Below are 23,334 nucleotides of genomic sequence, written 5' to 3'. Positions count from 1 at the left end.
TCACATCCAAGTTAGAGCAAAGGTAAGGAGAAAAAGTTCAAAAAAGGGCCGATACAAATGTATCGGCCCTAGTAGATAGAGGTAAGAGAAGATTATGATGCTTTTGCGGTTACCGCTTCGGGAGCATTAATGATTTCTTTCTCTTGATCCTTTAAAAGACCCGTTGCGCCATTGGCGTAGTCTTTTGGCTGTTCATTAAACTCTGGTTGATCTTCTGCAATAGCTTCAGAAGACATTGCCGTTTTCTTATCAAACGGGTTGTCTTGCTCTGGCAAGTTTGGCAAAAGCTCAGAAGAGGTCTTAGCCATATGTTGGTACAGCTTGGTGTAATCTTTACCTAGTGTATCCAACATTTCTGCGGTTTGTGCAAAATGATCGACGAGCTCTTGACGTTGTTGCTCTAGTTCAAACTTGGCCGCTTCAAGTTCTTTCTGCACAGACTTTTGTTTCTTGTATTCAGGGGTGGTTAGTCTACTAATGACTACGCCTACGATTGTACCGACCAGCAAACCCACAATGGCATAAATCCAAGGCATAACTGCTCCTTATAGTTGTTTTAACAAGTCTTTTACTACTTAGTTACACGCGGTGCTAGTCCATGTTACTATGGCTTGAACAGCCGATAAAGAAAAATAGCAGTATGTCTTCGGGGACTGATAACTACTTCTCTCTATTCTCAAAGTTGACCCCGAGGTAACCCTTTTCCCAGTACCTCTATACGACTTAATACGATGACACCACTACAACAATATCAAAAAGACATAGCAGAACACGGGTTTCAGCGTGATGAAGCTCAGTATCAAGCGGTCGTTGCATTAGATAAGCTTTACCATGCTATCGTTGAATTTCAGTCAGCTCCTGTGCCCCAGCTTTCCAAATGGCAAAAGCTCATGGGGAAAAAAATCGACATGCCTGAGCCCCCAAAAGGTCTTTACTTTTGGGGAGGAGTCGGACGCGGTAAAACGTACCTCATGGATGCGTTTTTTGATGCTTTACCAACCCAAAGAAAAATGCGCGTACACTTTCACCGCTTCATGTATCGAGTACATGATGAGTTGAAGCTGTTAGGTGATGTCGAAAATCCGCTAGCAAAAGTAGCGGATAAATTCAAAGAAGAAGCGGATGTGGTTTGCTTTGATGAATTTTTTGTCTCTGACATTACGGATGCGATGATCCTTGCAACGTTACTCCAAGAGATGTTCAAGCGGCAGATGATCCTAGTCGCGACTTCAAACATCGAACCGCAGAACTTATATCGTAATGGCTTACAAAGAGCGCGCTTTTTGCCTGCAATTGATATGATTTTGGCACGCTGTGACGTGTTGAATGTTGATAGTGGCGTTGATTATCGCTTAAGAACGCTTGAACAGGCCGAAATATACCATTATCCACTTGATGAACAGGCCAACATTAACCTCAACAAGTATTATCAGCAGCTGACGGGCGAACGTCAGATCGTCGCTCATCAAATCGAAGTTAATCACCGTCAGCTTGAGGTAATTGAAGCGAGTGATGGGGTTCTGCATGCGTCTTTTACTCAGTTATGCCAAACCGCTCGCAGTCAAAATGACTATATTGAGCTATCCCGAATTTATCACACGGTATTACTGGCGGACGTTCAACAGATGAATCGTAAAATAGATGATGCAGCGAGACGTTTTATTGCACTGGTCGATGAGTTTTACGAGCGCAATGTGAAGTTGATTATTTCTGCTGAAGTGCCAATGGAAGACTTATATACTGAGGGGCAGCTCGAGTTTGAATTTAAGCGCTGTTTGTCTCGGCTCACTGAGATGCAAAGTCATGAGTACCTCGCGCGTGAGCATTTGGCCTAAATCTAGTGGGTTCTTAAAAAGTGAAGAAAAAATTAGTGATTTGGCGCAAAAAAAGGTGATTTTTTCTTCGCTCTTCTCTATAATCCTGCGACCCACCGTTACTGCAGACCGGATTATCGAAGTTATTTCGAAATTGAAGGTCGAGAGTACCAACGACTCGAAGGGGTGATGACTGGGCTCTTAGACAGTGTGGGAGCACCAGAACGGTGTTCCTTAAAGTTTAAATTTTAATTAACGGGTTATTATTAGCATGAAAACTTTCGTTGCTAAACCAGAAACTGTAAAACGCGACTGGTACGTTGTAGACGCTGAAGGTAAAACTCTTGGTCGTCTAGCAAGTGAAATTGCATCTCGCCTACGTGGCAAACATAAAGCTGAATACACTCCTCACGTTGACGCTGGTGACTACATCATCGTTATCAACGCTGAGAAAGTTGCTGTAACTGGTAACAAAGCTAAGAACAAAGTGTACTACCGTCACTCTGAGTTCCCAGGTGGTCTAAAATCTATCACTTTTGAAAAGTTGATCGATCGTAAACCTGAGATGGTTCTTGAGCTTGCAGTTAAAGGCATGCTTCCACGTGGTCCTCTAGGCCGTGCTATGTACCGTAAGCTTAAAGTTTACGCAGGCGCTGAGCACAACCATGTTGCTCAACAACCACAAGTACTAGACATCTAATTGGGGATTTCGAAAATGGCAGAGAATCAATACTACGGCACTGGCCGTCGCAAAAGCTCAGCTGCACGTGTTTTTATTAAACCAGGCAGCGGCAACATTGTAGTAAACAAGCGTAACCTTGACGAATACTTCGGTCGTCCAACAGCTCGCATGGTTGTACAACAACCTCTAGAACTTGTTGAACTAACTGAAAAGCTAGACCTTTACGTAACAGTTAAAGGCGGCGGTATTTCTGGTCAAGCTGGTGCTATCCGTCACGGTATCACTCGCGCGCTTATGGAATACGATGAGTCTCTACGTCCTGCTCTACGCGCAGCTGGCTACGTTACTCGTGACGCTCGTTGCGTTGAACGTAAGAAAGTTGGTCTACGTAAAGCACGTCGTCGTCCACAGTTCTCTAAGCGTTAATTTCCTCTTATTGGAAATTCTGCTTTTCAGAGTTACTCTGGAAACTGTGTACCAAAAGCTCGGCTCTATGCCGGGCTTTTTTGTTTTTAAAGAAATAATACCTGCCTATCAATATCCATTTGTATTCACTTATAACTAGGCTCAGAGTAAAGCTTCTTCCTTACCATACGTTATAAGCTTATTTATCTGCTGTGGATGCCTTTACGTCTTAATATCCCTGCAACATGTTTTAAAATGCCTACTCGTCTTTTTTGCGTATGCGGCGTGCTACAAAAGTGAAAATACAAACAACGTAAGTTGAATGCGCACTAAGAAATATTTTGCTGTGTAATTAACTGAAAACTACCAAGATAAAAGGTTTGAATAGCTTTCAGCAGAACTTCCATGTTGTGCTTTCTTGTTACAAATCACATCAATTTTTTATAATTCTGCCGCTTTTGTGACGACGCGAGCGATTTGCCTCACAAATGTTACAAAAAGGTAGCTTTATCTTGTCAAAAAGTAGGGTTTTCTTTATCATTTCCCTCCAATAAATAGAACTAAATTCATTATTTGTTAGCCATGCTCTTATAAGCGGAATAATAACGATCCAAAGGGAGCAAATGGGAGAATGTTTGGATGAGCAACGCGCCTTTAAATAACGGTCGCAGGCGTTTTCTAACCGCTACAACGGCAGTTGTTGGTGGGTTAGGGGCAGTCGCCGTCGCCGTGCCTTTTATCAAATCATGGAATCCGAGTGCCAAAGCCAAAGCGGCAGGTGCACCGGTGGAAGTGGATATAAGTAAAATTGAACCAGGTCAGCTGGTTCGTGTCGAGTGGCAGGGGAAACCTGTATGGATTGTTCGCCGCACTCAAAGCGTTCTAGATAACTTAAAAACGATCGGCGATAAGCTTCGTGATCCGCAATCTGAAATGGAACAGCAGCCTGAGTACGCTCAGAATGAGTTTCGTTCGATTAAGGAAGAGTTTTTTGTCGCTGTTGGTTTCTGTACTCACCTAGGTTGTTCACCAACCTATCTACCAGACTCTTTCTCAGAGCAGGTCCAGGGCGTAAGATCTGGTTTCTTCTGTCCTTGTCATGGTTCTAAGTTCGATATGGCTGGTCGAGTGTTCCAAGGGGTACCTGCTCCATTGAACCTTGTCGTTCCTAAGCACATGTATTTGAGCGACACCAAGCTCATTGTGGGTGTTGATGAGGGGGATGCATAATGCAAGCAATGTTAGACTGGGTTGAAAAGCGTATTCCTGCAATGAATGCTTATAAAAAGCATTTGTCTGAATACCCAATGCCTAAGAACTTCAACTTTTGGTACCTTTTCGGTTCTCTGGCGATGCTGGTTCTGGTTAACCAAATCCTAACGGGTATTTGGCTAACGATGAACTACGTTCCTTCTGGTGACGGTGCGTTTGCTTCTATCGAGTACATCATGCGTGATGTAGAGTACGGTTGGCTTCTACGTTACATGCACTCAACTGGCGCATCTGCGTTTTTCGTTGTTGTGTACTTGCACATGTTCCGTGGCCTGATCTACGGCTCATACCAAAAACCTCGTGAACTACTGTGGATCTTCGGTATGTTGATCTTCCTCGTTCTAATGGCTGAAGCATTCATGGGTTACCTACTGCCATGGGGTCAGATGTCATACTGGGGTGCGCAGGTAATCATTTCTTTGTTTGGTGCGATTCCTGTTATCGGTGATGATCTAACGCTTTGGATCCGTGGTGACTACATCATCTCTGGTGCAACGTTAAACCGTTTCTTCGCACTACACGTTATTGCACTGCCTATCGTTCTGCTTCTTCTTGTGGTTCTGCACGTATTGGCGCTGCACGAAGTCGGCTCAAACAACCCTGATGGTATCGAAACTAAGCTACCAAAAGGTTCAATGGGCGATGATTACAAGACACAGTTCAAGTTCCACGATTACTACACGAAGAAATACGACATTATCGACTCTATTCCTTTCCACCCATACGGTACGGTTAAGGACTTAGTTGGTGTGGCTGGTTTCTTGTTCTTCTTCTGTTACGTGCTGTTCTTTAACCCAGAAATGGGAGGATACTTCCTTGAACCGCCTAACTTTGAAGCGGCCAACCCACTGAAGACACCAGAGCACATTGCTCCGGTATGGTACTTCACGCCGTTTTACGCAATCTTACGTGCGGTTCCAGACAAACTATTAGGTGTTATCCTAATGGGTGCGTCAATTGCAGTGCTGTTTGTTCTACCTTGGTTGGATCGTTGTAAAGTTCGTTCATACCGTTACCGTAGCAAACTTCATCTGTTGAATATTGTACAGTTCACTATCGCCTTTATCGCTCTGGGTATTTTAGGTGCGTTACCTGCAACCCCAACGTATACACTACTATCTCAGATCTTTAGCTTGTGTTACTTCATGTTCTTTGTGTTGCTGTTCTTCTACAGCAAAAATGAAGCAACCAAACCATTACCAGAGAGGGTGACATTCAAATGAAGAAGTGGATTGTAATTCTATTTGCTATGTTGCCATCACTAGCGATGGCAGCGGGGGCTAACGTTCCGCTTGATAAAGCGAATGTTGACCTAACGGATAAAGCTTCGCTACAAAACGGTGCGAAGTTGTTCATGAACTACTGTTTTGCTTGTCACTCAACGCAGTATCAGCGTTATGAGCGTGTAGCAACAGACTTGGAAATTCCAACAGACTTAATGAAAGAAAACCTGATTTTCAATCCTGAAGCGAAAATCGGTGATCTAATGGTCAACGCAATGCCACCGAAGCAAGCGGCAAACTGGTTTGGTGCTCCACCACCAGATCTTACGTTGGTTGCACGAGTTCGTGGTGCTGATTGGTTATACACTTACTTACGCTCTTTCTATGTTGATCCATCTCGTCCATTCGGCGTGAACAACATTGTCTTCCCGAGTGTTGGTATGCCACATGTGCTCGAAGAGCTACAGGGTATCCCGACGCCGATTTACGATACGAAAATCGTAGATGGCGAAGAAGTACAAGTTGTTGTTGGTACTGAAACAGACGGTACGGGTGAGCTGAGCGAAGGCGAATACGACAAAGCGGTTGGCGACCTAGTGAACTTCTTGGTTTATTCAGGTGACCCAGTGCAGCTTGAGCGTCATGCTTTAGGTTGGTGGGTAATGGGCTTCTTAGTGCTTCTAACTATCGTTGTCGTGATGCTCAAGAAAGAGTATTGGCGCGATGTGCATTAATTGTGCTAAAATACCGTGCTAATTCCCAATTTTAATTGATGTACAATGGAGGCTTAGCCTCCATTGTTTTTATTTGTAAGTGTACTGGAGGGCTCCATGGCTGTAGCTGCCAATAAACGTTCTGTGATGACTCTTTTCTCAAGTGCATCAGATTTGTATAGCCATCAGGTTCGCATTGTACTAGCTGAAAAAGGCGTAAGTGTTGAAGTTGAGCTTGTTGACGAAGCAAACCTTCCTGCTGAGCTTGTTGAGCTAAACCCATATAAATCAGTGCCAACTCTTGTTGACCGTGAGCTAGCTCTTTACGATTCAAAAATCATCATGGAGTACTTGGACGAGCGTTTCCCTCATCCACCTCTAATGCCGGTTTACCCTGTTGCTCGTGGCAACAGCCGCTTGATGATGTACCGTATCGAACGCAACTGGTATTCACTCGCTGAAAAAGTGATGAAAGGTAATGCAGAAGAATCAGAAAAAGCACGCACAAAGCTGCGTAATGATCTTCTGACATTAGCGCCAATTTTTGCTGAATATGAGTACTTCATGAGCGAAGAATTCAGCTTGATCGACTGTTACCTAGCTCCATTATTGTGGCGTTTGCCTCAACTTGGTATCGATCTGGTTGGCCCTGGTTCAAAAGAAATCAAGGTGTACATGAACCGCGTATTTGAACGTGATTCGTTCCTTGCTTCTTTAACTGAAGCTGAACGTGAAATGCGCCTAGTTCGCTAAGCGATTTAGAACACGTTATGGATATTGCAAAAATGACTGCTCGCCGTCCGTATATGCTTCGTGCATTTTACGATTGGCTAGTAGACAATGACTTGACTCCTCACTTGGTGGTGGATGCAACGATGCCGGGCGTACGTGTACCGGTTGAGTTTATTCAAGATGGTCAAATTATTTTGAATATTGCGCCACGTGCGGTGGGTAATCTTGAGTTAGGTAATGATGCGATTACCTTCCATGCTCGCTTTAGCGGTCGTCCACACTCAGTAATTGTGCCTGTGTATGCTGTCCAAGCTATTTATGCGCGTGAGAATGGTGCTGGTACTATGTTTGAACCAGAAGAAGCGTACACTCACATCGAAGAAGAAGCGATGACCGAGGAAGAATCATCCCCATCGTTTACAACGGTTAGCGATGAGCCTTCTGAGTTAGCCTCTGATTCGGATGCCGAAGAGGACGATGCTCCTCGACCAAAAGGCAAACCAAGCTTAAGAGTGATTAAATAATAAAAAAGCAGCGTAACGCTGCTTTTTTTCTTTTTAGTGTCTTGACGTGTTTTCAAGTGATGTTTCGCAATTACTCAATCGTAAATGCTTCGACGTTGGCTTCATTTTCCGCGTTTGTCTCACTTTCTATTGTTTGTACACCGTCACTCGGTAAGTCCACTTCAACAGGTTCCATTTCGCCATATTGGAACCCTTTAATGACTTGTTTTACGCCAGAGATATTACGCGCGATTTCTGTCGCTCGCTCGCCTTGCTCTGGTGTGACATAACCAAACAGAAAAACATCGCCGTCTTCGGTGATCACTTTAACCTTAACGCCATTGAGTTCAGAGTCGGTAAGCAAGGCTGATTTTACTTTGGTTGTGATCCAGCTGTCGTTGCTAATTTGAGTGACAGTGAGTGGCTCTTTTTGTTTGATTTGATTGTGTATGACTTTCACACCACTAACTTCTCGAGCTCTTCGCTCTAAAGCATGGATAAGGTCTTGCGTTGGAGCCTGACCCATAAGAACAACCGTACCGTTATAGGAGCTGGCAACCACACGAACTTCACCTTTAAACGGCGCCTTGTTACCGATCGCCGCAACTTCGAATTCGATGTTGTTGTCCTGCCAAATTTGTTTTGTACTGCGTGTGTCCGTGACAATATTTGCTGTGGTTGCAGCGCCAGCGATAAACAAGCCAGCGCAACCACTTAAACTCAATGCTGTTAATAAGATAACGAGGCTACGTATCATAATTCTGACCCTCAGTCTTGGTTACTCTTCATGAGCAGGGAAAAGCACCTGGTCAATAAGATCACAAAGACAATGGAGTGTCACCATATGTACTTCGTGAATACGTGCAGTGCGGTGTGATGGAATACGAATTTCGACGTCGTTCTCACCAAGCAGGCCTGCCATCTCACCGCCATCTTTTCCTGTTAGCGCGATAATCGTCATGTCTCGAGTTACGGCCGCTTCCATCGCTTTGATAATATTTTTGCTGTTACCGCTAGTCGACATGGCAAGCAGAATGTCGCCTGGCTGGCCAAACGCTCGTACCTGTTTTGAGAAAATTTCCTGGTAGTGGTAGTCGTTTGCAACAGCGGTCAGGGTTGTATTATCGGCTGTTAAGGCCATTGCTGGCAGGCTAGGGCGCTCAGTTTCAAAACGGTTTAAAAGACAAGAAACAAATTGTTGAGCGTTTGAAGCACTGCCGCCATTACCACAACATAAAATTTTGTTGCCATTGAGCAAGCTTGAGACCATCGCTTGGGCCGCGTGAGTAATGGCATCGGGCAGCGCCTCTGCTGCTGCGATTTGAATTTGAATACTTTCTGTAAAGCTGTCTTTAATGCTGTCTAGCATCGCTTATCCTTCAGAGATTGCGTTTTCTATCCAGTTGATATCTCGCCCATTGTCATGAATAGCGATGACATCAAACCGATAATCGATATTGTGTTTTAAGCGCTTTTGTTGGCTAAGCCAAACTTGTGCAGTTTTGATTAGCTTGCGCATTTTTGCGTGCGTTACCATTTCTGCTGCTGAGCCAAAGTGATCGTTCTTACGGTATTTGACTTCAACAAACACGATAGTTTCACCTTGTTGGAAGATTAAATCAATCTCACCGACCTTGGTCAGGAAATTTTGTTCAATAAAGCGCAAGCCCTGGCGTTGCAAATAGTGCTTCGCCAGAGCTTCATATTGATTTCCGATTTGGCGCTTACTAAAGAGCCCCACGCTCAGCCCAGCTCAATTCACGCTGTACAACACAGTTGTTGTCGATACTTAAAATACCGGTTTGGCCACCGACTGAGTAACCAGGAACGACCTTCATTTGTGGAAGTTCACCGATCAATTTATATGCATCCATACCGAGAGCTTTCAAACGTTTTTCCATGTTAGATTGCTCTGACCAAAGCTCGTTCATTTCAGCGGTCACGCTAGGATCTGGGTCAATCAGCAATGGAATGTCGCTGTAGATGATGCCTGTTAGATCTTCGTATGTCGCGCCGCCACTGTTGCTACGCGAACTAGAGAAGATTTGTGGTGCTTTCGCATCAGGGTTAATCGCTACTTCGATAAACGGCTTGATCAAAGTCAGCTCAGTGCTTCTAGCTACGATATAAACCGCATCAACATCACGACGGCTACGTGGCTGTGTTTCAAGCTTAATTCGCATTAATGATTGCATTTGGGCGATACGCTGCTTGCTCTCTTGCAGGCCAAATACTTCATTGATGTCTTTTTGAAGTTGGCGCTTGTCACCAAAGTAACTTGCTGCGACTTTGTTAGAGCTGTACTTTCGCCATTCTTTGTTGAAAGCCTCAGTTACACGCTCTCCAAAGCTGCCTTTTGGTGCAAGAATAAGAGGGAAGTTGTAGCCTTCGCTGAACAAGTGTTTTGCAGCTTGTGCAGCTTCTTGTTCCGGTGATAATGCCAAGTAGCAAATATTGCTATCTGGTTGCACATCCTCGGGGATATTTAGCGCAAGGGCTGGAATGGTAGGGCCATTTGCTGAGCCATCCATGGTTGTGTGCAACAACTCCACGTTCTCTTTTTCTAGAGGGCCAACAACAAAATCGATGTTTTCATTGATCAAGCGTTGTTTAATTTGGTCAGCGTTATACGCATTGGTGTCAATCACCGTAAGTGTTGCACTAGGATCTCGATTACGATCATTCATCATCGCAAACACAAAACCATCACGAATTAATTGCGCTTGTGGCGAGAACTTACCCGTCAGCGGCAGCAATAAAGCAGTATTGTTTGGCTTCACGATATCAAGAGAGAGAATGTTTTGAATCTCTTCTGGTGTATAGATAGCAGCAGGGTGCGAAGGATTTTCGCTTAACCAGCGCTCTAGCGTATTTTTAAGTTGGGACAGGTTGCCCGATAGCGTTTTTGCATAAACAGCCAGCTGAAGCCAGCCGTCTAGAACATCCTCATTCGGCTCTGTTTCTAATGAGGTGAGTTCATATTCTGAGTAGCTGCCAAAGTTCATCCAAATACGGCTAGAGATTTCCCTCTGCTCTGCTGACGAGGCGTATTGACCAAATGCAACCAGCTGGCGGTTTGCTTCAAACGCTTGGTTAAGGCCTTGATAAGCGTCGGCACGCATCAAGTAATAGTCTTTCCATTGCTCGTTTGGCAATTTCCACCAAGGTTTAAAGTTTAACAATTGCAGCAACTGCGAGTAATTACCTTGCTTTTGCTGTATGGTCGCACGCGCCAGTTGCCACTCCGCTTGCTGAACTTCGGTCAACTGTTGTCGAGCCAGACGTTTGATCAACAGTTCTGCTTGATCAAGCTGGTTCGCTTGAATAGCGGCTTTGGTTGCCATGATCAACCAGTCATTTTGTAAACTGCCTTCCGTGCTATCAGCTTGGATCATATAGTTCTGAACAGACTGAGTAGGCTCAAGTGTTACATCAACGCCATCAGGCTGTCTTGGACCTGAAGAACAGGCGGCGAGCGTAATTGCTAGTGCAACAGGAGTAAGTATGCGTGGTACACTGAGTCTCTTATGGTTAATCATTGCCGTGAGTTCTCTATAATTTTGTACAAAATTGTCTCTATATTAATCGTTGAAGTGATGGTAAACAAATGACAGATAAAAATAAGTTGCCGAATGAGGGGCCAACTCTCTATATCGTACCGACTCCAATCGGAAATTTAGCGGATATCACCCAACGTGCTATCGAAATTCTGTCGACGGTGGACATCATTGCTGCTGAGGATACTCGACATACGGGTAAATTACTGTCTCACTTCAATATTCAAACCAAAACTTTTGCTCTGCATGATCACAATGAACAGCAAAAAGCACAGGTTTTGGTAGAAAAGCTGCTTTCCGGTCAGTCTATCGCGTTAGTTTCTGACGCTGGTACGCCACTTATCAGCGACCCAGGATACCATTTGGTGACAAAATGTCGTCAAGCGGGCGTTAGAGTTGTGCCGCTTCCTGGTGCTTGCGCGGTCATTACGGCGTTAAGTGCATCAGGCTTGCCATCCGATCGCTTTAGCTTCGAAGGCTTTTTACCACCGAAAAGCAAAGGCCGTAAGGATAAATTCCTAGAGATTGCTTCGGTAGAGCGTACGTGTATTTTTTACGAGTCACCGCACCGTATTTTGGACTCTCTACAAGACATGTTAGACGTTCTTGGCCCAGATAGAGAAGTCGTGTTGGCGAGAGAACTAACGAAAACCTTTGAAACCATTCAAGGTATGCCATTAGGTGAGTTAATTGAGTGGGTGAAAAGTGACGATAACCAACAGCGTGGCGAAATGGTATTATTGGTACATGGTCACCGCGAAACCGCGGACGATTCATTGCCAGATGATGCCTTGCGTACATTAGGGATTTTAACCAAAGAGCTGCCTTTGAAAAAAGCAGCGGCTTTGGTGGCAGAAATTCATAACTTGAAGAAGAATGCGCTGTATAAGTGGGGCTTAGAAAACTTAGACTAAGCACTGCTAACGAGACACATGGTAAAGCGGGTCGATGTGAAAATATCGGCCTTTTTTAGGCTCAATGTTTGATGGTTAGGTTAAAAAAACACCACTCAATGCATTCATTTCATCATATCTGTGATCTCACTAGACTCTGAGTAGATAACTCTATACAATCCGCCCTCGGAGTTGACTGGGTAGTCGCTGCTTTACTGATGTCCTTCGGGAGACTGACGTTGAAGTCCTTTGGGAGACTGACGTTGACGTCCTTCGGGAGACTGGTAAAGGGGAGGAAAGTCCGGGCTCCATAGAGCAGGGTGCCAGGTAACGCCTGGGAGGCGCAAGCCTACGACAAGTGCAGCAGAGAGAAGACCGCCGATGGCCCTAGGGCACAGGTAAGGGTGAAAGGGTGCGGTAAGAGCGCACCGGACGACTAGCAATAGTTCGTTGCAGGGTAAACTCCACCCGGAGCAAGACCAAATAGGCCTCCACATTGCGTTGCTCGCGTAAGGAGGCGGGTAGGTTGCTTGAGCCAGTGAGCGATTGCTGGCCTAGACGAATGGCTACCGCCGCGCAAGCGGAACAGAACCCGGCTTATGTGTCGACTCCAACTATTCGAGACCCATCACTACTTTTTGTAGTGATGGGTTTTTTGCATTTTATTGACGCAAACCCTGTCATTACCAATAAACTTGGCGTTAAATCACGTCAGACTTTAGACTTGAGGTGGCGATGATGTGGGAAATCAGTACACTATGGTAGGTTGATCTTTTGCTATAAGTATTCAGCATGAGAGAGCAACATATCTTAAAATCGCTTCAAGATCATTCAACGAGAAAGCTATGACCGAAACCTTCCAACATATTTCCGTGTTATTAAATGAATCCATTGATGGCTTAGCTATCAAACCAGACGGTATCTATATCGATGGAACATTTGGCCGTGGCGGTCACAGCCGGACTATTTTATCTAAACTCGGCGAAAACGGCCGACTGTACAGTATCGATCGTGACCCTCAAGCGATAGCTGAAGCAGGCAAAATCAATGATCCTCGCTTCACCATCATTCATGGTCCATTTTCTGGTATTGCTGAGTATGCTGAAGAGTATGACTTGGTTGGCAAAGTTGATGGCGTTCTACTGGATTTAGGTGTTTCTTCGCCGCAGTTAGACGACGCAGAGCGTGGCTTTAGCTTTATGAAAGACGGCCCGCTAGATATGCGTATGGACCCAACATCAGGTATTCCCGTATCTCAATGGCTAATGGAAGCTGACTTAGATGATATTACTTGGGTGATTCGTGAGTTTGGTGAAGACAAACACGCGCGCCGTATTGCCAAAGCGATTGTTGCCTACCGTGAAGACGAAGAAAATGAACCACTGGTACGTACTGGCCAGCTCGCGAAGCTGATCTCAGATGCTGCACCCAAAAGCTTTAAAGAGAAAAAACACCCTGCGACTCGTGCGTTCCAGGCATTTCGTATTTACATCAACAGTGAGTTAGAAGAAATTGATACGGCACTAAAAGGCGCGGCAAGTATTCTGGCTCCTGAAGGTCGTTTATCTGTCATCAGTTTCCACTCTCTGGAAGACCGTATGGTCAAACGTTTTATCCGTAAAGAGAGCAAAGGACCTGAAGTGCCACATGGCATTCCAATGACTGAAGAGCAAATTCGTGCTCTTGGTAGTGCGAATATGAAAGCGGTGAGCAAAGCGATTAAGCCAAGCAAACAAGAAATTGAAATGAACCCTCGTTCGCGCAGCTCTGTGCTAAGAATTGCAGAAAAGCTTTAATTATTATGACGAAACCCACTCCTAACCTTGCTAAGTTGATTGCAACGGATCTTATCACCGTTGGTCGCTGGCCATTACTGTTGTTGCTATTGATCGTGGCATCGGCAATGGGAGTGGTATTTGCTACCCACCATGCGCGTCAAGCGATCACCGAAAAAGATCACACTTTGGTTGAACGAGAGCGTTTAGATAGCGAATGGCGCAACCTGATGTTGGAAGAAACGGCCCTCGCGGAACACAGTCGTGTTCAAGACCTTGCCAAAAAAGAACTTGAAATGAAACGACCTGATGGCGATAAAGAAGTGGTTGTCACGCTCAAATGATTAGAAAGAAAACCAACACGAAACCAAGCAACAAGCGTAAACCTGTCGCGAAAGAAAAAAACGCTTCGGGGGATACGAAAACCGAGAAAAAAGCAGTAAAAGTGGCGGTTGAAGAATCCTTTCTGATTCGTTGGCGCTTCCATCTATTACTGTTTTTTGTCTTTTGTGCATTTGCACTTTTGGTGGCGCGCGTAGCCTATATTCAAATCATTGAACCGGATAACCTGATTAAACAAGGTGACCTACGCTCGGTTCGTGTGAAATCCATTCCTTCTGCACGCGGTATTATTTCGGACCGAAATGGTGAGCCGCTCGCTGTCAGTGTGCCTGTTGAGGCCGTTTGGGCGGATCCCGCGACGATATTTAAAGAAAATGCCTTAAGCCAGACCAAGAGTTGGTATGCATTAGCAGATGTTCTTGGTGTTGACCGACAAGGGTTGATAGACAAGATCAAGCACAATGAAAAGCGCCGCTTTATTTACTTGCAGCGCCAAGTGAGTCCGGCCATGGCGAACTATATTCGTGAGCTAAAGCTGCCTGGTGTGGGTCTTAAGTCAGAGTCTCGTCGTTATTATCCTGCCGGTGAGGTTAGTGCTCATTTAGTTGGGGTGACGGGGATTGATGGGCATGGTCTAGAAGGTGTTGAGCGTAGCTACGATGAGTGGCTTACTGGCGCCGCAGGTAAGAAAACCATTCGTAAAGACCGCTATGGTCGCGTCGTAGAAAACATTGCGTGGCAAGACAAGCAAGAAGGTAAGTCACTCCAGTTGACAATCGACCAGCGCCTACAGGCGATTGCTTATCGTGCGATTAAACAAGCCGTTGCGGACCATCGCGCCACGTCAGGCTCCGTTGTTATGTTGGACGTGAAAACCGGCGCCGTATTGGCCATGGTGAATGCGCCTTCTTACAACCCTAACAATCGTAGCGACTGGCAAAGCTATAAAATGCGTAACCGAGTGATCACGGACTCGATGGAGCCAGGCTCCACCATTAAGCCTTTCGTTATTTTAGCCGCCTTAGAAAATGGGGTAGCCGATAAAGATACCATCGTAGATACCGGTAATGGTGTACTTCGTTTAGGTGGTAGCCGAGTAAGAGATGTATCCCGCGTGGGTAAAGCGAGCTTGACCACGATCCTCAAAAAATCGAGTAACATCGGTGTGACGAAGCTGGCAATGCAAATGCCAGTAGAGGCGCTGCTCGGTCTGTACAGCTCTGTGGGCTTTGGTGAGCTTTCTGGTCTGAACCTCGTTGGGGAAGTGACTGGTATCTTCCCGACACGAACACGATGGTCTCCTATTGAACGTGCCACGATTGCGTTTGGTTATGGTCTATCGATAACGCCAATCCAGTTAGCGCATGCCTATGCGACGCTTGGAAATCTCGGCAAATACGAGCCAATCCATATTATCGAAAGCAATGATCATGACATGTCGCGCCAAGTAGTGAGTGCAAAGTACGCACGCCAGGTCTTGGACATGCTGGAAACCGTAACCCAAAAAGGAGGCTCAGCTCGTCGAGCGGCAGTTCCTGGTTATCGAGTGGGAGCCAAAACGGGTACCTCACGTAAAGCGTCTGCAGGTGGATACAGCGATGAGTACATCACTTATACGGCAGGGCTTGCTCCGGTTAGCGATCCGCGAATTGCATTGGTTGTGATCGTAAACGAGCCTCAAGGTGATGATTACTATGGTGGTTCGGTAGCGTCTCCTGTCTTCTCTGAAATCATGAAAGGCGCGCTACAAATACTCAATGTTGCACCAGACGAAAACAAATTCCAGCAGTAAGCTGAGTGGCTTACTGAGCAAACAAAATTAAGAAAACCTGAGCCAAAGCTCGGAGAACAAATATGACTAAAGCCATCAGTATGGACGTGCTGCTTTCCCCTTGGGTGGATTGCCCCAGCTTATCGTCCGTTCTTGTTTCTGAATTGGAGCTCGACAGCCGAAGAGTTCAACCTGGAACCACGTTTGTCGCGGTGATTGGCCATGTTGTGGATGGGCGTAACTTCATTGCTTCTGCCATTGAGCAAGGGGCCAATGCGGTTCTAGCGCAAGCCTGTGATGTAAAAGCACACAGCACGGTGGAAATCATCGATGACGTTCCCGTTATTTACCTCGATACGTTGGATCAATGTTTATCTGCAATCGCTGGAAAGCTCTATGCTTACCCAGATATGGATTTGATTGGTGTCACCGGTACCAACGGCAAAACCACCATTACCCAGCTAATTGCACAATGGCTAGAGCTACTTGGCCACAAAGCGGCAGTGATGGGCACGACGGGAAATGGTTTTCTCGACAATTTACAGCAAGCCGCGAATACAACAGGGAATGCTGTAGAAATTCAGAAAACGCTCTCCTCTCTCGCAAATCAACAAGCCACATACACCGCGCTAGAAGTCTCTTCTCATGGCTTAACGCAAGGCCGTGTCAAGGCGTTGTCGTTTGCGGCGGGTGTATTTACTAATCTAAGTCGTGATCACCTAGATTATCATGGCACGATGGAAGAGTACGCCAATGCAAAGCTGGGGTTGTTTACACAACATCAATGTGAACGTGCCATTATCAATATCGATGATGAAGTCGGTCATGCATGGGCGTCGCAGTTAAGCAATGCGATTGCGGTGTCACTCAAACCGAACACTGAATTTGAAAGCGCAATTTGGGCGACAGATGTCCGTTACGCGGAGTCGGGGATTACTATCCAATTTGATGGTAAATTTGGCTCAGGTCAATTGCACGCGCCACTGATTGGTGAGTTTAACGCAACCAACATAATGCTCGCTTTTGCGACCTTATTAAGCTTGGGTAAGGATAAACAAGCGTTACTCGAAACCGCAGGTCAGTTACAACCTGTACTCGGCCGAATGGAGTTATTCCAAACAGAGGACCATGCCAAAGTCGTGGTCGATTATGCCCATACTCCTGATGCACTAGAAAAAGCACTGCAAGCTTTACGAGTTCACTGTGAGGGGCAGCTTTGGGCTATTTTTGGTTGCGGAGGCGATCGCGATGCAGGTAAGCGTCCAATGATGGCAGAAATTGCAGAGCGTCTAGGTGACAGAGTGGTGTTGACGGACGATAACCCACGCAGTGAAGATCCGGTTCAGATTGTAAAAGACATGCTATCCGGGCTGTCAAAACCTGCCGAAGCGATTGTGCAGCATGACCGTTTCAAAGCACTGTCTTATGCCATTGAGAATGCTTCGCCAAACGACATCATCTTGTTAGCGGGGAAGGGCCATGAAGATTATCAAATTCGGAATGGCGAAACGATTCATTATTCCGACCGTGAGTCTGCTATGCAGCTTTTAGGATTGTCCTTATGATCAAAGTAACGTTATCTCAAATTGCCAACATCACTCGCGGTGAGCTATTCGGCGATGATCTACTTATCGACGCGGTTTCTACTGACACACGAGCGATTGACAACGGTGCTTTATTTGTTGCGCTGGTGGGTGAGCGCTTTGATGCGCACAATTTTTGCCAACAAGCGGTGGATGCAGGCGCTGGTGCTTTACTCGTACAAAAACGTCTAGATGTGAATGTGCCACAAGTCGTGGTGTCGGACACCAAAATGGCACTGGGTGAGTTAGCCTCTTGGGTGCATCAAACTTGCCAAACACCTACCGTTGCCATCACAGGCAGTTGTGGTAAAACGACCGTCAAAGAAATGGTCGCGAGCATTCTGCAATTGAAAGGCAAAGTGCTGTTTACTGCAGGTAACTTCAATAATGATATTGGTGTTCCGTTGACGTTATTGCGCTCACAGCAGGATGACGATTATGCCGTGATTGAGCTTGGTGCTAATCATATCGGTGAAATTGCTTACACAACGCAGTTAGTAAAACCAGATATCGCGTTAGTGAATAATGTAGCCGCCGCGCACCTTGAAGGCTTTGGTTCTATTGATGGCGTGAAACAAGCCAAAGGTGAAATTTACCAAGGTCTTGCTGAAGGTAGTATTGCGATTGTCAATTTAGACAGCAATGGCGAAACAAAGTGGGAAAGCGTGCTGGCGGATAAGGAAGTTATCACCTTCTCACAAAGTAATTCTACGGCTGATTACTATGCATCAAATATCGTGATGAATGCCGCGGGAGAGGCCAGCTTTAACCTACATATCGCAGCAAGCTCACAAGAAATTGAACTGTCTCTGGGTATTATAGGTCAACACAACGTGGCGAATGCAATCGCAGCTTCTATTATTGCGTTACAAATGGGCGCCACATTAGAAGAGGTTCGCGCTGGCCTTAAACATTTAAACAAAGTGAAAGGTCGCGTCGAGGTTGAAGCGCTGAGCGAAAAAATCAAATTGATTGATGACAGCTACAACGCAAGCGTGCCAGCCATGAAAGCGGCGGTTGACTTATTAGCTGCTTTCCCAGGTCAGCGCTGGCTGATTTTAGGTAATATGGCGGAATTGGGCGAGGAAAGTCTTGCACTTCATCGTCAAGTCGGGGAACATGCTGCCCCACAAAAATTTGAACATGTTCTCACATATGGTGCAGACGCCAAGGTGATCAGTGAGCTTTGCCAAGGCATTCATTTTGAGACGCACCAAGAGATGATTGAATACATCAAGCAGCATCTAGACCAAGCCGTTCCTGAAAACCATACGATTTTGGTGAAAGGAGCGAACGGTGCACGTATGTTTGAAGTCGCTGCTGCTTTGAAGGAGTATTATTAATGATTATTTGGCTTGCCGAGCTGCTACAGCCATACCTGTCTTTTTTCCGATTGTTTGAATACTTGTCTTTTCGAGCAATTCTAAGCGTATTAACCGCTCTGGGTCTGTCATTATGGATGGGACCAATCATGATCAAGCGTTTGCAAATGCTGCAAATTGGTCAGGTAGTACGTAACGAAGGTCCTGAATCTCACTTTAGTAAGCGTGGTACTCCAACGATGGGCGGTATCATGATCTTAGCGGCCATCTCAATCACAATCTTGCTTTGGACTGACTTATCCAACCCATATGTATGGGCGGTATTGACGGTCTTGCTTGGCTACGGTGCAGTCGGATTTGTTGATGATTATCGTAAAGTGGTGCGCAAAAATACCGATGGTTTGATCGCGCGTTGGAAGTACTTCTGGCAATCGTTGATCGCGTTTGTCGTGGCTTTTGCATTGTACGCTTACGGTAAAGACACTGCAGCCACTCAGCTCGTGGTGCCATTCTTTAAAGACATCATGCCGCAACTTGGTTTGATGTACATTATCCTGACTTACTTTGTGATTGTCGGTACGAGTAACGCGGTTAACCTGACCGATGGTCTAGACGGTTTGGCAATCATGCCAACGGTTCTTGTTGCTGCAGGCTTCGCGGTTATTGCGTGGGCGACGGGTAACGTTAACTTCTCTGAATACCTTCATATTCCATACCTACCACATGCTTCTGAGTTAGTTGTCGTATGTACAGCCATCGTCGGTGCAGGCCTTGGTTTCTTGTGGTTTAACACGTATCCAGCACAAGTGTTCATGGGTGATGTCGGCTCACTAGCGCTTGGCGGCGCATTAGGCACCATTGCTGTTCTCGTTCGTCAAGAGTTGGTGTTGGTGATCATGGGCGGTGTGTTTGTGATGGAAACGCTGTCGGTAATTCTACAGGTGGGTTCATACAAACTGCGTGGTCAGCGGATCTTCCGTATGGCACCTATTCACCACCACTACGAATTGAAAGGTTGGCCAGAACCTCGCGTAATCGTGCGCTTCTGGATTATTTCTATGGTTCTTGTTCTGATTGGTCTTGCGACATTGAAAGTGCGTTAATCGCACTTTCCAAGAACAAGATTTACAGTGTGATCAAATATGGAACGTTGGCAAAACATACATAGTGTTGTCGTCGTAGGGCTCGGTATTACCGGGCTCTCTGTCGTTAAACACCTAAGAAAAAATCAGCCACAGCTTGTGGTCAAAGTCATTGATACTCGCGTAAACCCTCCGGGAGCAGAGCGCTTGCCGGAAGGTGTTCAACTGCATAGTGGTGGTTGGAATACAGACTGGCTTTCTGACGCTGATCTTATCGTGACCAACCCTGGTATTGCGCTAGCGACACCAGAGATCCAAGCCGTATTGGGAAAAGGCACGACAGTAGTTGGTGATATTGAGTTATTCGCCTGGGCGGTGCAGAAGCCTGTGATTGCGATTACGGGCTCAAACGGTAAGAGCACTGTCACCGATCTCACAGGCGTGATGGCCAAGGCCGCGGGTTTTGATGTTGGCGTTGGTGGCAATATCGGCGTTCCTGCCTTGGATTTACTAGAACATGACGCAGACCTATATGTGCTTGAACTCTCAAGCTTCCAGTTGGAAACAACGTCAAGCTTAAAGCTCAAAGCCGCTGCGTTTCTGAATCTTTCTGAAGATCATATGGACCGTTATCAAGGCATGTCTGACTATCGACAAGCCAAGTTGCGTATTTTTGATCATGCTGATCTCGCGGTAGTGAACCGTGATGATCAAGAAACCTTCCCAGATGCAGAGGTGCCATTGGTGACATTTGGCAGCGACAATCAGGACTTTGGTCTCGAGCTGGATGGCAATCGCACTTGGCTACTCGATCACGGTCAACGAGTCGTCGCAAGTGATGAGCTTAAGTTGGTTGGTAAGCACAACTTATCTAATGCTCTGGTTGCTTTAGCGCTATTAAAAGCTGCGGACGTAAACTATCACAACGCATTGAATGCACTTAAAAATTACACGGGACTGACACACCGATGCCAGGTGGTTGCGGATAATCAAGGCGTAAAATGGGTGAATGACTCTAAAGCAACTAATATTGCGAGCACTATGGCTGCGCTATCTGGTTTGGAGTCGACAGGTAAGCTCTACTTACTCGTTGGTGGTGTTGGCAAAGGTGCTGACTTCTCGCCATTAAAACCGATCTTCGCGACGCTTAACTTGCAACTGTGCTGCTTTGGCGCTGATGGCGATGACTTTATGCCACTGCATGAATCTGCAATACGTTTCGACACCATGGAAGATGTGATTCAACAAGTATCTTCGCAGTTAAAACCAGGTGATATGGTGATGCTGTCTCCTGCATGTGCTAGCTTTGATCAATTCGACAACTTTATGGCAAGAGGTGATGCTTTCGCTGCTCTTGCTCAGAAATATGCATAATTAAAGGTTACACACTTCGTGGGTTTAGGTAACGTTAAACGCAGTATTGGTAATTGGCTCAAGCATCCAGCCCCAGAGGCGATGTTTGATCGTCAGTTAGTGTGGATTGCACTGGGTTTGATGTTGACTGGTTTGGTCATGGTAACCTCTGCATCATTTCCAATCAGCTCTCGATTAACGGAACAGCCGTTCCACTTTATGTTTCGTCATGCGACGTTTCTCGTGCTGGCGTTAGGAACCTCCGCTGTTATTTTGCAAGTGCCTTTGCAAGAGTGGTTTAAGAAGAGCCATTACTTACTTTGGGCTTCTTTCGCACTGCTGATCATCGTGCTCTTGGCGGGTAAGTCGGTCAATGGTGCGTCTCGTTGGATACCTCTTGGGCTGTTTAACCTTCAGCCAGCAGAGGTCGCGAAGCTATCGCTGTTTATCTTCATGTCTGGTTACTTAGTTCGAAAACAAGACGAAGTACGACAAACCTTCTTTGGTGGCTTTATGAAGCCAATCATGGTGTTTGCTTTCTTCGCAGTATTACTGCTTGGTCAGCCAGACTTGGGTACGGTCGTCGTGATGCTAGTAACACTGTTTGGCATGCTGTTTATCGCAGGCGCAAAACTGACTCAGTTTCTCGCGTTGATGGTGGCAGGTATCGGCGCTGTGGTAGGTTTGATTTTAGTCGAACCATACCGTATGCGACGAGTAACCTCCTTCCTTGACCCGTGGGAAGACCCATTTGGCAGTGGCTATCAGTTGACTCAGTCTTTGATGGCGTTTGGTCGTGGTGAATGGTTCGGTCAAGGTCTCGGTAATTCAATTCAAAAACTGGAATATCTACCGGAAGCGCATACCGACTTTGTGTTTGCCGTACTTGCTGAAGAGCTCGGTTTTGTTGGCGTTGTGTTGGTCTTAATGTTGATTTTTAGCTTAGTGTTAAAAGCGGTTTACATAGGCAAGCGTGCGTTTGAAGAAGGCGAAATGTTCGGCGGTTATCTGGCTTTCGGTATCGGTATTTGGTTTGCGTTCCAGACCTTGGTTAACGTTGGTGCTGCAGCCGGTATCGTACCAACCAAAGGTTTAACACTCCCGCTAATCAGTTATGGTGGTTCCAGTCTGATTATTATGTCCGTCGCAGTGTCCATATTGCTGCGTATCGATTACGAATGCCGCTTGAAACGCGAGCAACAACAATCAGAACAACAAACTAATGAAACAAAATAAACGTTTGATGGTGATGGCTGGTGGTACTGGCGGTCACGTATTCCCAGGGTTAGCTGTAGCAAAACAGCTGCAAGAGCAAGGCTGGGAGATCCGTTGGTTAGGCACGGCGGATCGAATGGAAGCGGATTTGGTGCCAAAACATGGCATTGAAATCGATTTTATCAAAGTGAAAGGGTTACGAGGTCAAGGCGTAAAGCGTCTGCTTGCAGCTCCATTTCAAATTATTAATGCCATCATGCAAGCTCGGGCGCACATGAAGCATTGGAAGCCCGATGCCGTGTTAGGTATGGGTGGTTATGTGAGTGGTCCCGGTGGTATTGCGGCTTGGTTGAGCGGTATTCCTGTTGTTCTGCACGAACAAAACGCGGTTGCGGGTTTGACAAACCAATGGCTATCAAAAATTGCTAAGAAAGTCTTTCAGGCCTTTCCTGGCGCGTTCCCTAATGCTGAGGTAGTCGGTAACCCAGTTCGTGAAGACCTAACAAGATTAGAAGCGCCTGCAGAGCGAATGCAAGATCGCCAAGGCCCAATTCGTATTCTGGTGATGGGCGGTAGCCAAGGTGCACGCATTCTTAACCAAACTCTGCCAGAAGTGATGGCAAAGTTGGGCGGTGATTACTGTATTCGTCATCAAGCGGGCAAAGGTTCCGCCGAAGAAGTGAACGCAGCATACCAAGCTAATGGTGTGGTAAATGCAGAAGTCACAGAGTTCATTGACGACGTAGCAGAGGCTTATGCATGGGCTGACCTTTTAGTTTGTCGTTCAGGGGCGTTAACCGTTTCTGAAGTTTCTGCTGCTGGCGTTGGTGCGATCTTTATTCCTTTTATGCATAAAGATCGCCAACAAGCACTGAATGCCGATCATCTAGTAGAATGCGGCGCAGCGAAAATGATTGAACAACCAGATTTAACCGTTGAGTCTCTGACTCAGCAGATCCAACAATTGGATCGCCAAGCTTTACTTACGATGGCTGAGCAAGCGCGTGGCGCTGCTAAATTGAATGCCGACCGAGTTGTCGCACAAGCCATTGTCGCTTTGACCGAAAAGCGTTAACGAATTATTGAGAATAGAATTG

At 46.0% G+C, this 23,334-nt stretch carries 23 protein-coding genes and 1 other RNA gene; 19 read left to right on the top strand and 5 right to left on the bottom strand.

All coding sequences use genetic code 11. The features are described 5' to 3' along the window. Nucleotides 1–92: 92 nt before the first annotated feature. Entirely contained in the window at nucleotides 93–536 is a 444-nt protein-coding gene (gene zapG / locus L3V30_RS13395; RefSeq protein ID WP_005395919.1) for a Z-ring associated protein ZapG, read from the bottom strand. 195 nt (nucleotides 537–731) lie between these two features. Between zapG and zapE the strand changes: the two genes are divergently transcribed. The 8 genes from zapE to sspB all read left to right on the top strand — a co-directional run bounded on the left by zapE (nucleotide 732) and on the right by sspB (nucleotide 7,365). Next, a complete protein-coding gene (gene zapE, locus L3V30_RS13390) occupies nucleotides 732–1,835 on the top strand; it encodes a cell division protein ZapE (RefSeq protein ID WP_237309079.1) in 1,104 nt (367 codons plus the stop codon). Nucleotides 1,836–2,085: 250 nt separating this feature from the next. Then, a complete protein-coding gene (rplM, locus tag L3V30_RS13385) occupies nucleotides 2,086–2,514 on the top strand; it encodes a 50S ribosomal protein L13 (RefSeq protein ID WP_012842158.1) in 429 nt (142 codons plus the stop codon). Nucleotides 2,515–2,529: 15 nt separating this feature from the next. After that, nucleotides 2,530–2,922 carry a 30S ribosomal protein S9 gene (gene rpsI, locus L3V30_RS13380; protein ID WP_005372876.1) on the top strand — a complete coding sequence of 131 codons (393 nt, stop codon included), beginning with the start codon at nucleotides 2,530–2,532 and terminating at the stop codon, nucleotides 2,920–2,922. A gap of 618 nt (nucleotides 2,923–3,540) precedes the next feature. Beyond that, nucleotides 3,541–4,131: a ubiquinol-cytochrome c reductase iron-sulfur subunit gene (gene petA / locus L3V30_RS13375; protein ID WP_005396462.1), complete on the top strand. Its 591-nt coding sequence runs from the start codon at nucleotides 3,541–3,543 to the stop codon at nucleotides 4,129–4,131. Continuing rightward, nucleotides 4,131–5,396: a cytochrome bc complex cytochrome b subunit gene (locus L3V30_RS13370; RefSeq protein ID WP_005372880.1), complete on the top strand. Its 1,266-nt coding sequence runs from the start codon at nucleotides 4,131–4,133 to the stop codon at nucleotides 5,394–5,396. The genes petA and L3V30_RS13370 overlap by 1 nt, the downstream gene beginning before the upstream one ends. After that, nucleotides 5,393–6,130, top strand: a complete 738-nt coding sequence (locus L3V30_RS13365; protein ID WP_005372881.1) for a cytochrome c1 — start codon at nucleotides 5,393–5,395, stop codon at nucleotides 6,128–6,130. The genes L3V30_RS13370 and L3V30_RS13365 overlap by 4 nt, the downstream gene beginning before the upstream one ends. Nucleotides 6,131–6,226: 96 nt before the next feature. After that, nucleotides 6,227–6,862, top strand: coding sequence for a stringent starvation protein SspA (gene sspA, locus L3V30_RS13360; RefSeq protein ID WP_005372897.1), 636 nt, complete (start codon nucleotides 6,227–6,229; stop codon nucleotides 6,860–6,862). 17 nt (nucleotides 6,863–6,879) lie between these two features. Further along, nucleotides 6,880–7,365 carry a ClpXP protease specificity-enhancing factor gene (sspB, locus tag L3V30_RS13355; protein WP_031780550.1) on the top strand — a complete coding sequence of 162 codons (486 nt, stop codon included), beginning with the start codon at nucleotides 6,880–6,882 and terminating at the stop codon, nucleotides 7,363–7,365. Nucleotides 7,366–7,435: 70 nt separating this feature from the next. Here sspB and L3V30_RS13350 read toward each other — a convergent pair whose 3' ends face one another. The 4 genes from L3V30_RS13350 to L3V30_RS13335 are packed head-to-tail and all read right to left on the bottom strand — an operon-like array spanning nucleotide 7,436 to nucleotide 10,883. Next, the gene (locus L3V30_RS13350; protein WP_005396458.1) at nucleotides 7,436–8,101 is read right to left on the bottom strand and encodes a BON domain-containing protein; all 666 of its coding nucleotides are present in this window, start codon (nucleotides 8,099–8,101) and stop codon (nucleotides 7,436–7,438) included. Nucleotides 8,102–8,122: 21 nt separating this feature from the next. Beyond that, nucleotides 8,123–8,713, bottom strand: a complete 591-nt coding sequence (locus tag L3V30_RS13345) for a phosphoheptose isomerase (RefSeq protein ID WP_005372901.1) — start codon at nucleotides 8,711–8,713, stop codon at nucleotides 8,123–8,125. 3 nt (nucleotides 8,714–8,716) lie between these two features. Next, nucleotides 8,717–9,085, bottom strand: a complete 369-nt coding sequence (locus L3V30_RS13340) for a YraN family protein (protein ID WP_012842156.1) — start codon at nucleotides 9,083–9,085, stop codon at nucleotides 8,717–8,719. Continuing rightward, nucleotides 9,072–10,883: a penicillin-binding protein activator gene (locus L3V30_RS13335; protein WP_237309078.1), complete on the bottom strand. Its 1,812-nt coding sequence runs from the start codon at nucleotides 10,881–10,883 to the stop codon at nucleotides 9,072–9,074. Before L3V30_RS13335 ends, L3V30_RS13340 begins: the two co-directional genes overlap by 14 nt. Before the next feature lie 68 nt (nucleotides 10,884–10,951). Here L3V30_RS13335 and rsmI point away from each other — a divergent pair, with 68 nt between their 5' ends. The 11 genes from rsmI to murG all read left to right on the top strand — a co-directional run bounded on the left by rsmI (nucleotide 10,952) and on the right by murG (nucleotide 23,312). Further along, nucleotides 10,952–11,815 (top strand): 16S rRNA (cytidine(1402)-2'-O)-methyltransferase, encoded by an 864-nt coding sequence (gene rsmI, locus L3V30_RS13330; RefSeq protein WP_005396454.1) that lies wholly within the window; start codon nucleotides 10,952–10,954, stop codon nucleotides 11,813–11,815. 167 nt (nucleotides 11,816–11,982) lie between these two features. Next, an RNA gene (rnpB, locus tag L3V30_RS13325) (RNase P RNA component class A) lies at nucleotides 11,983–12,410 on the top strand. 229 nt (nucleotides 12,411–12,639) lie between these two features. Then, nucleotides 12,640–13,590 (top strand): 16S rRNA (cytosine(1402)-N(4))-methyltransferase RsmH, encoded by a 951-nt coding sequence (gene rsmH / locus L3V30_RS13320; RefSeq protein WP_006743238.1) that lies wholly within the window; start codon nucleotides 12,640–12,642, stop codon nucleotides 13,588–13,590. A gap of 5 nt (nucleotides 13,591–13,595) precedes the next feature. Next, entirely contained in the window at nucleotides 13,596–13,913 is a 318-nt protein-coding gene (ftsL, locus tag L3V30_RS13315; RefSeq protein ID WP_012842154.1) for a cell division protein FtsL, read from the top strand. Beyond that, nucleotides 13,910–15,703 carry a penicillin-binding transpeptidase domain-containing protein gene (locus L3V30_RS13310; RefSeq protein ID WP_006743237.1) on the top strand — a complete coding sequence of 598 codons (1,794 nt, stop codon included), beginning with the start codon at nucleotides 13,910–13,912 and terminating at the stop codon, nucleotides 15,701–15,703. Before ftsL ends, L3V30_RS13310 begins: the two co-directional genes overlap by 4 nt. Before the next feature lie 62 nt (nucleotides 15,704–15,765). Next, nucleotides 15,766–17,247, top strand: coding sequence for a UDP-N-acetylmuramoyl-L-alanyl-D-glutamate--2,6-diaminopimelate ligase (gene murE, locus L3V30_RS13305; protein WP_237309077.1), 1,482 nt, complete (start codon nucleotides 15,766–15,768; stop codon nucleotides 17,245–17,247). Then, entirely contained in the window at nucleotides 17,244–18,608 is a 1,365-nt protein-coding gene (gene murF / locus L3V30_RS13300) for a UDP-N-acetylmuramoyl-tripeptide--D-alanyl-D-alanine ligase (RefSeq protein WP_237309076.1), read from the top strand. The genes murE and murF overlap by 4 nt, the downstream gene beginning before the upstream one ends. Further along, the gene (gene mraY, locus L3V30_RS13295; protein ID WP_005372931.1) at nucleotides 18,608–19,690 is read left to right on the top strand and encodes a phospho-N-acetylmuramoyl-pentapeptide-transferase; all 1,083 of its coding nucleotides are present in this window, start codon (nucleotides 18,608–18,610) and stop codon (nucleotides 19,688–19,690) included. Before murF ends, mraY begins: the two co-directional genes overlap by 1 nt. Before the next feature lie 39 nt (nucleotides 19,691–19,729). Then, nucleotides 19,730–21,043, top strand: a complete 1,314-nt coding sequence (murD, locus tag L3V30_RS13290) for a UDP-N-acetylmuramoyl-L-alanine--D-glutamate ligase (RefSeq protein WP_237309075.1) — start codon at nucleotides 19,730–19,732, stop codon at nucleotides 21,041–21,043. Between the two features lie 18 nt (nucleotides 21,044–21,061). After that, nucleotides 21,062–22,258, top strand: a complete 1,197-nt coding sequence (gene ftsW, locus L3V30_RS13285; protein ID WP_005396444.1) for a cell division protein FtsW — start codon at nucleotides 21,062–21,064, stop codon at nucleotides 22,256–22,258. Beyond that, nucleotides 22,245–23,312 (top strand): undecaprenyldiphospho-muramoylpentapeptide beta-N-acetylglucosaminyltransferase, encoded by a 1,068-nt coding sequence (murG, locus tag L3V30_RS13280; protein WP_104974500.1) that lies wholly within the window; start codon nucleotides 22,245–22,247, stop codon nucleotides 23,310–23,312. The genes ftsW and murG overlap by 14 nt, the downstream gene beginning before the upstream one ends. The last annotated feature ends 22 nt before the right edge of the window (nucleotides 23,313–23,334 follow it).

Source organism: Vibrio sp. A1-1 (genome assembly GCF_021728175.1).
Taxonomy (GTDB): domain Bacteria; phylum Pseudomonadota; class Gammaproteobacteria; order Enterobacterales; family Vibrionaceae; genus Vibrio; species Vibrio diabolicus.
This window is presented reverse-complemented; position numbering and strand designations above follow the sequence as displayed.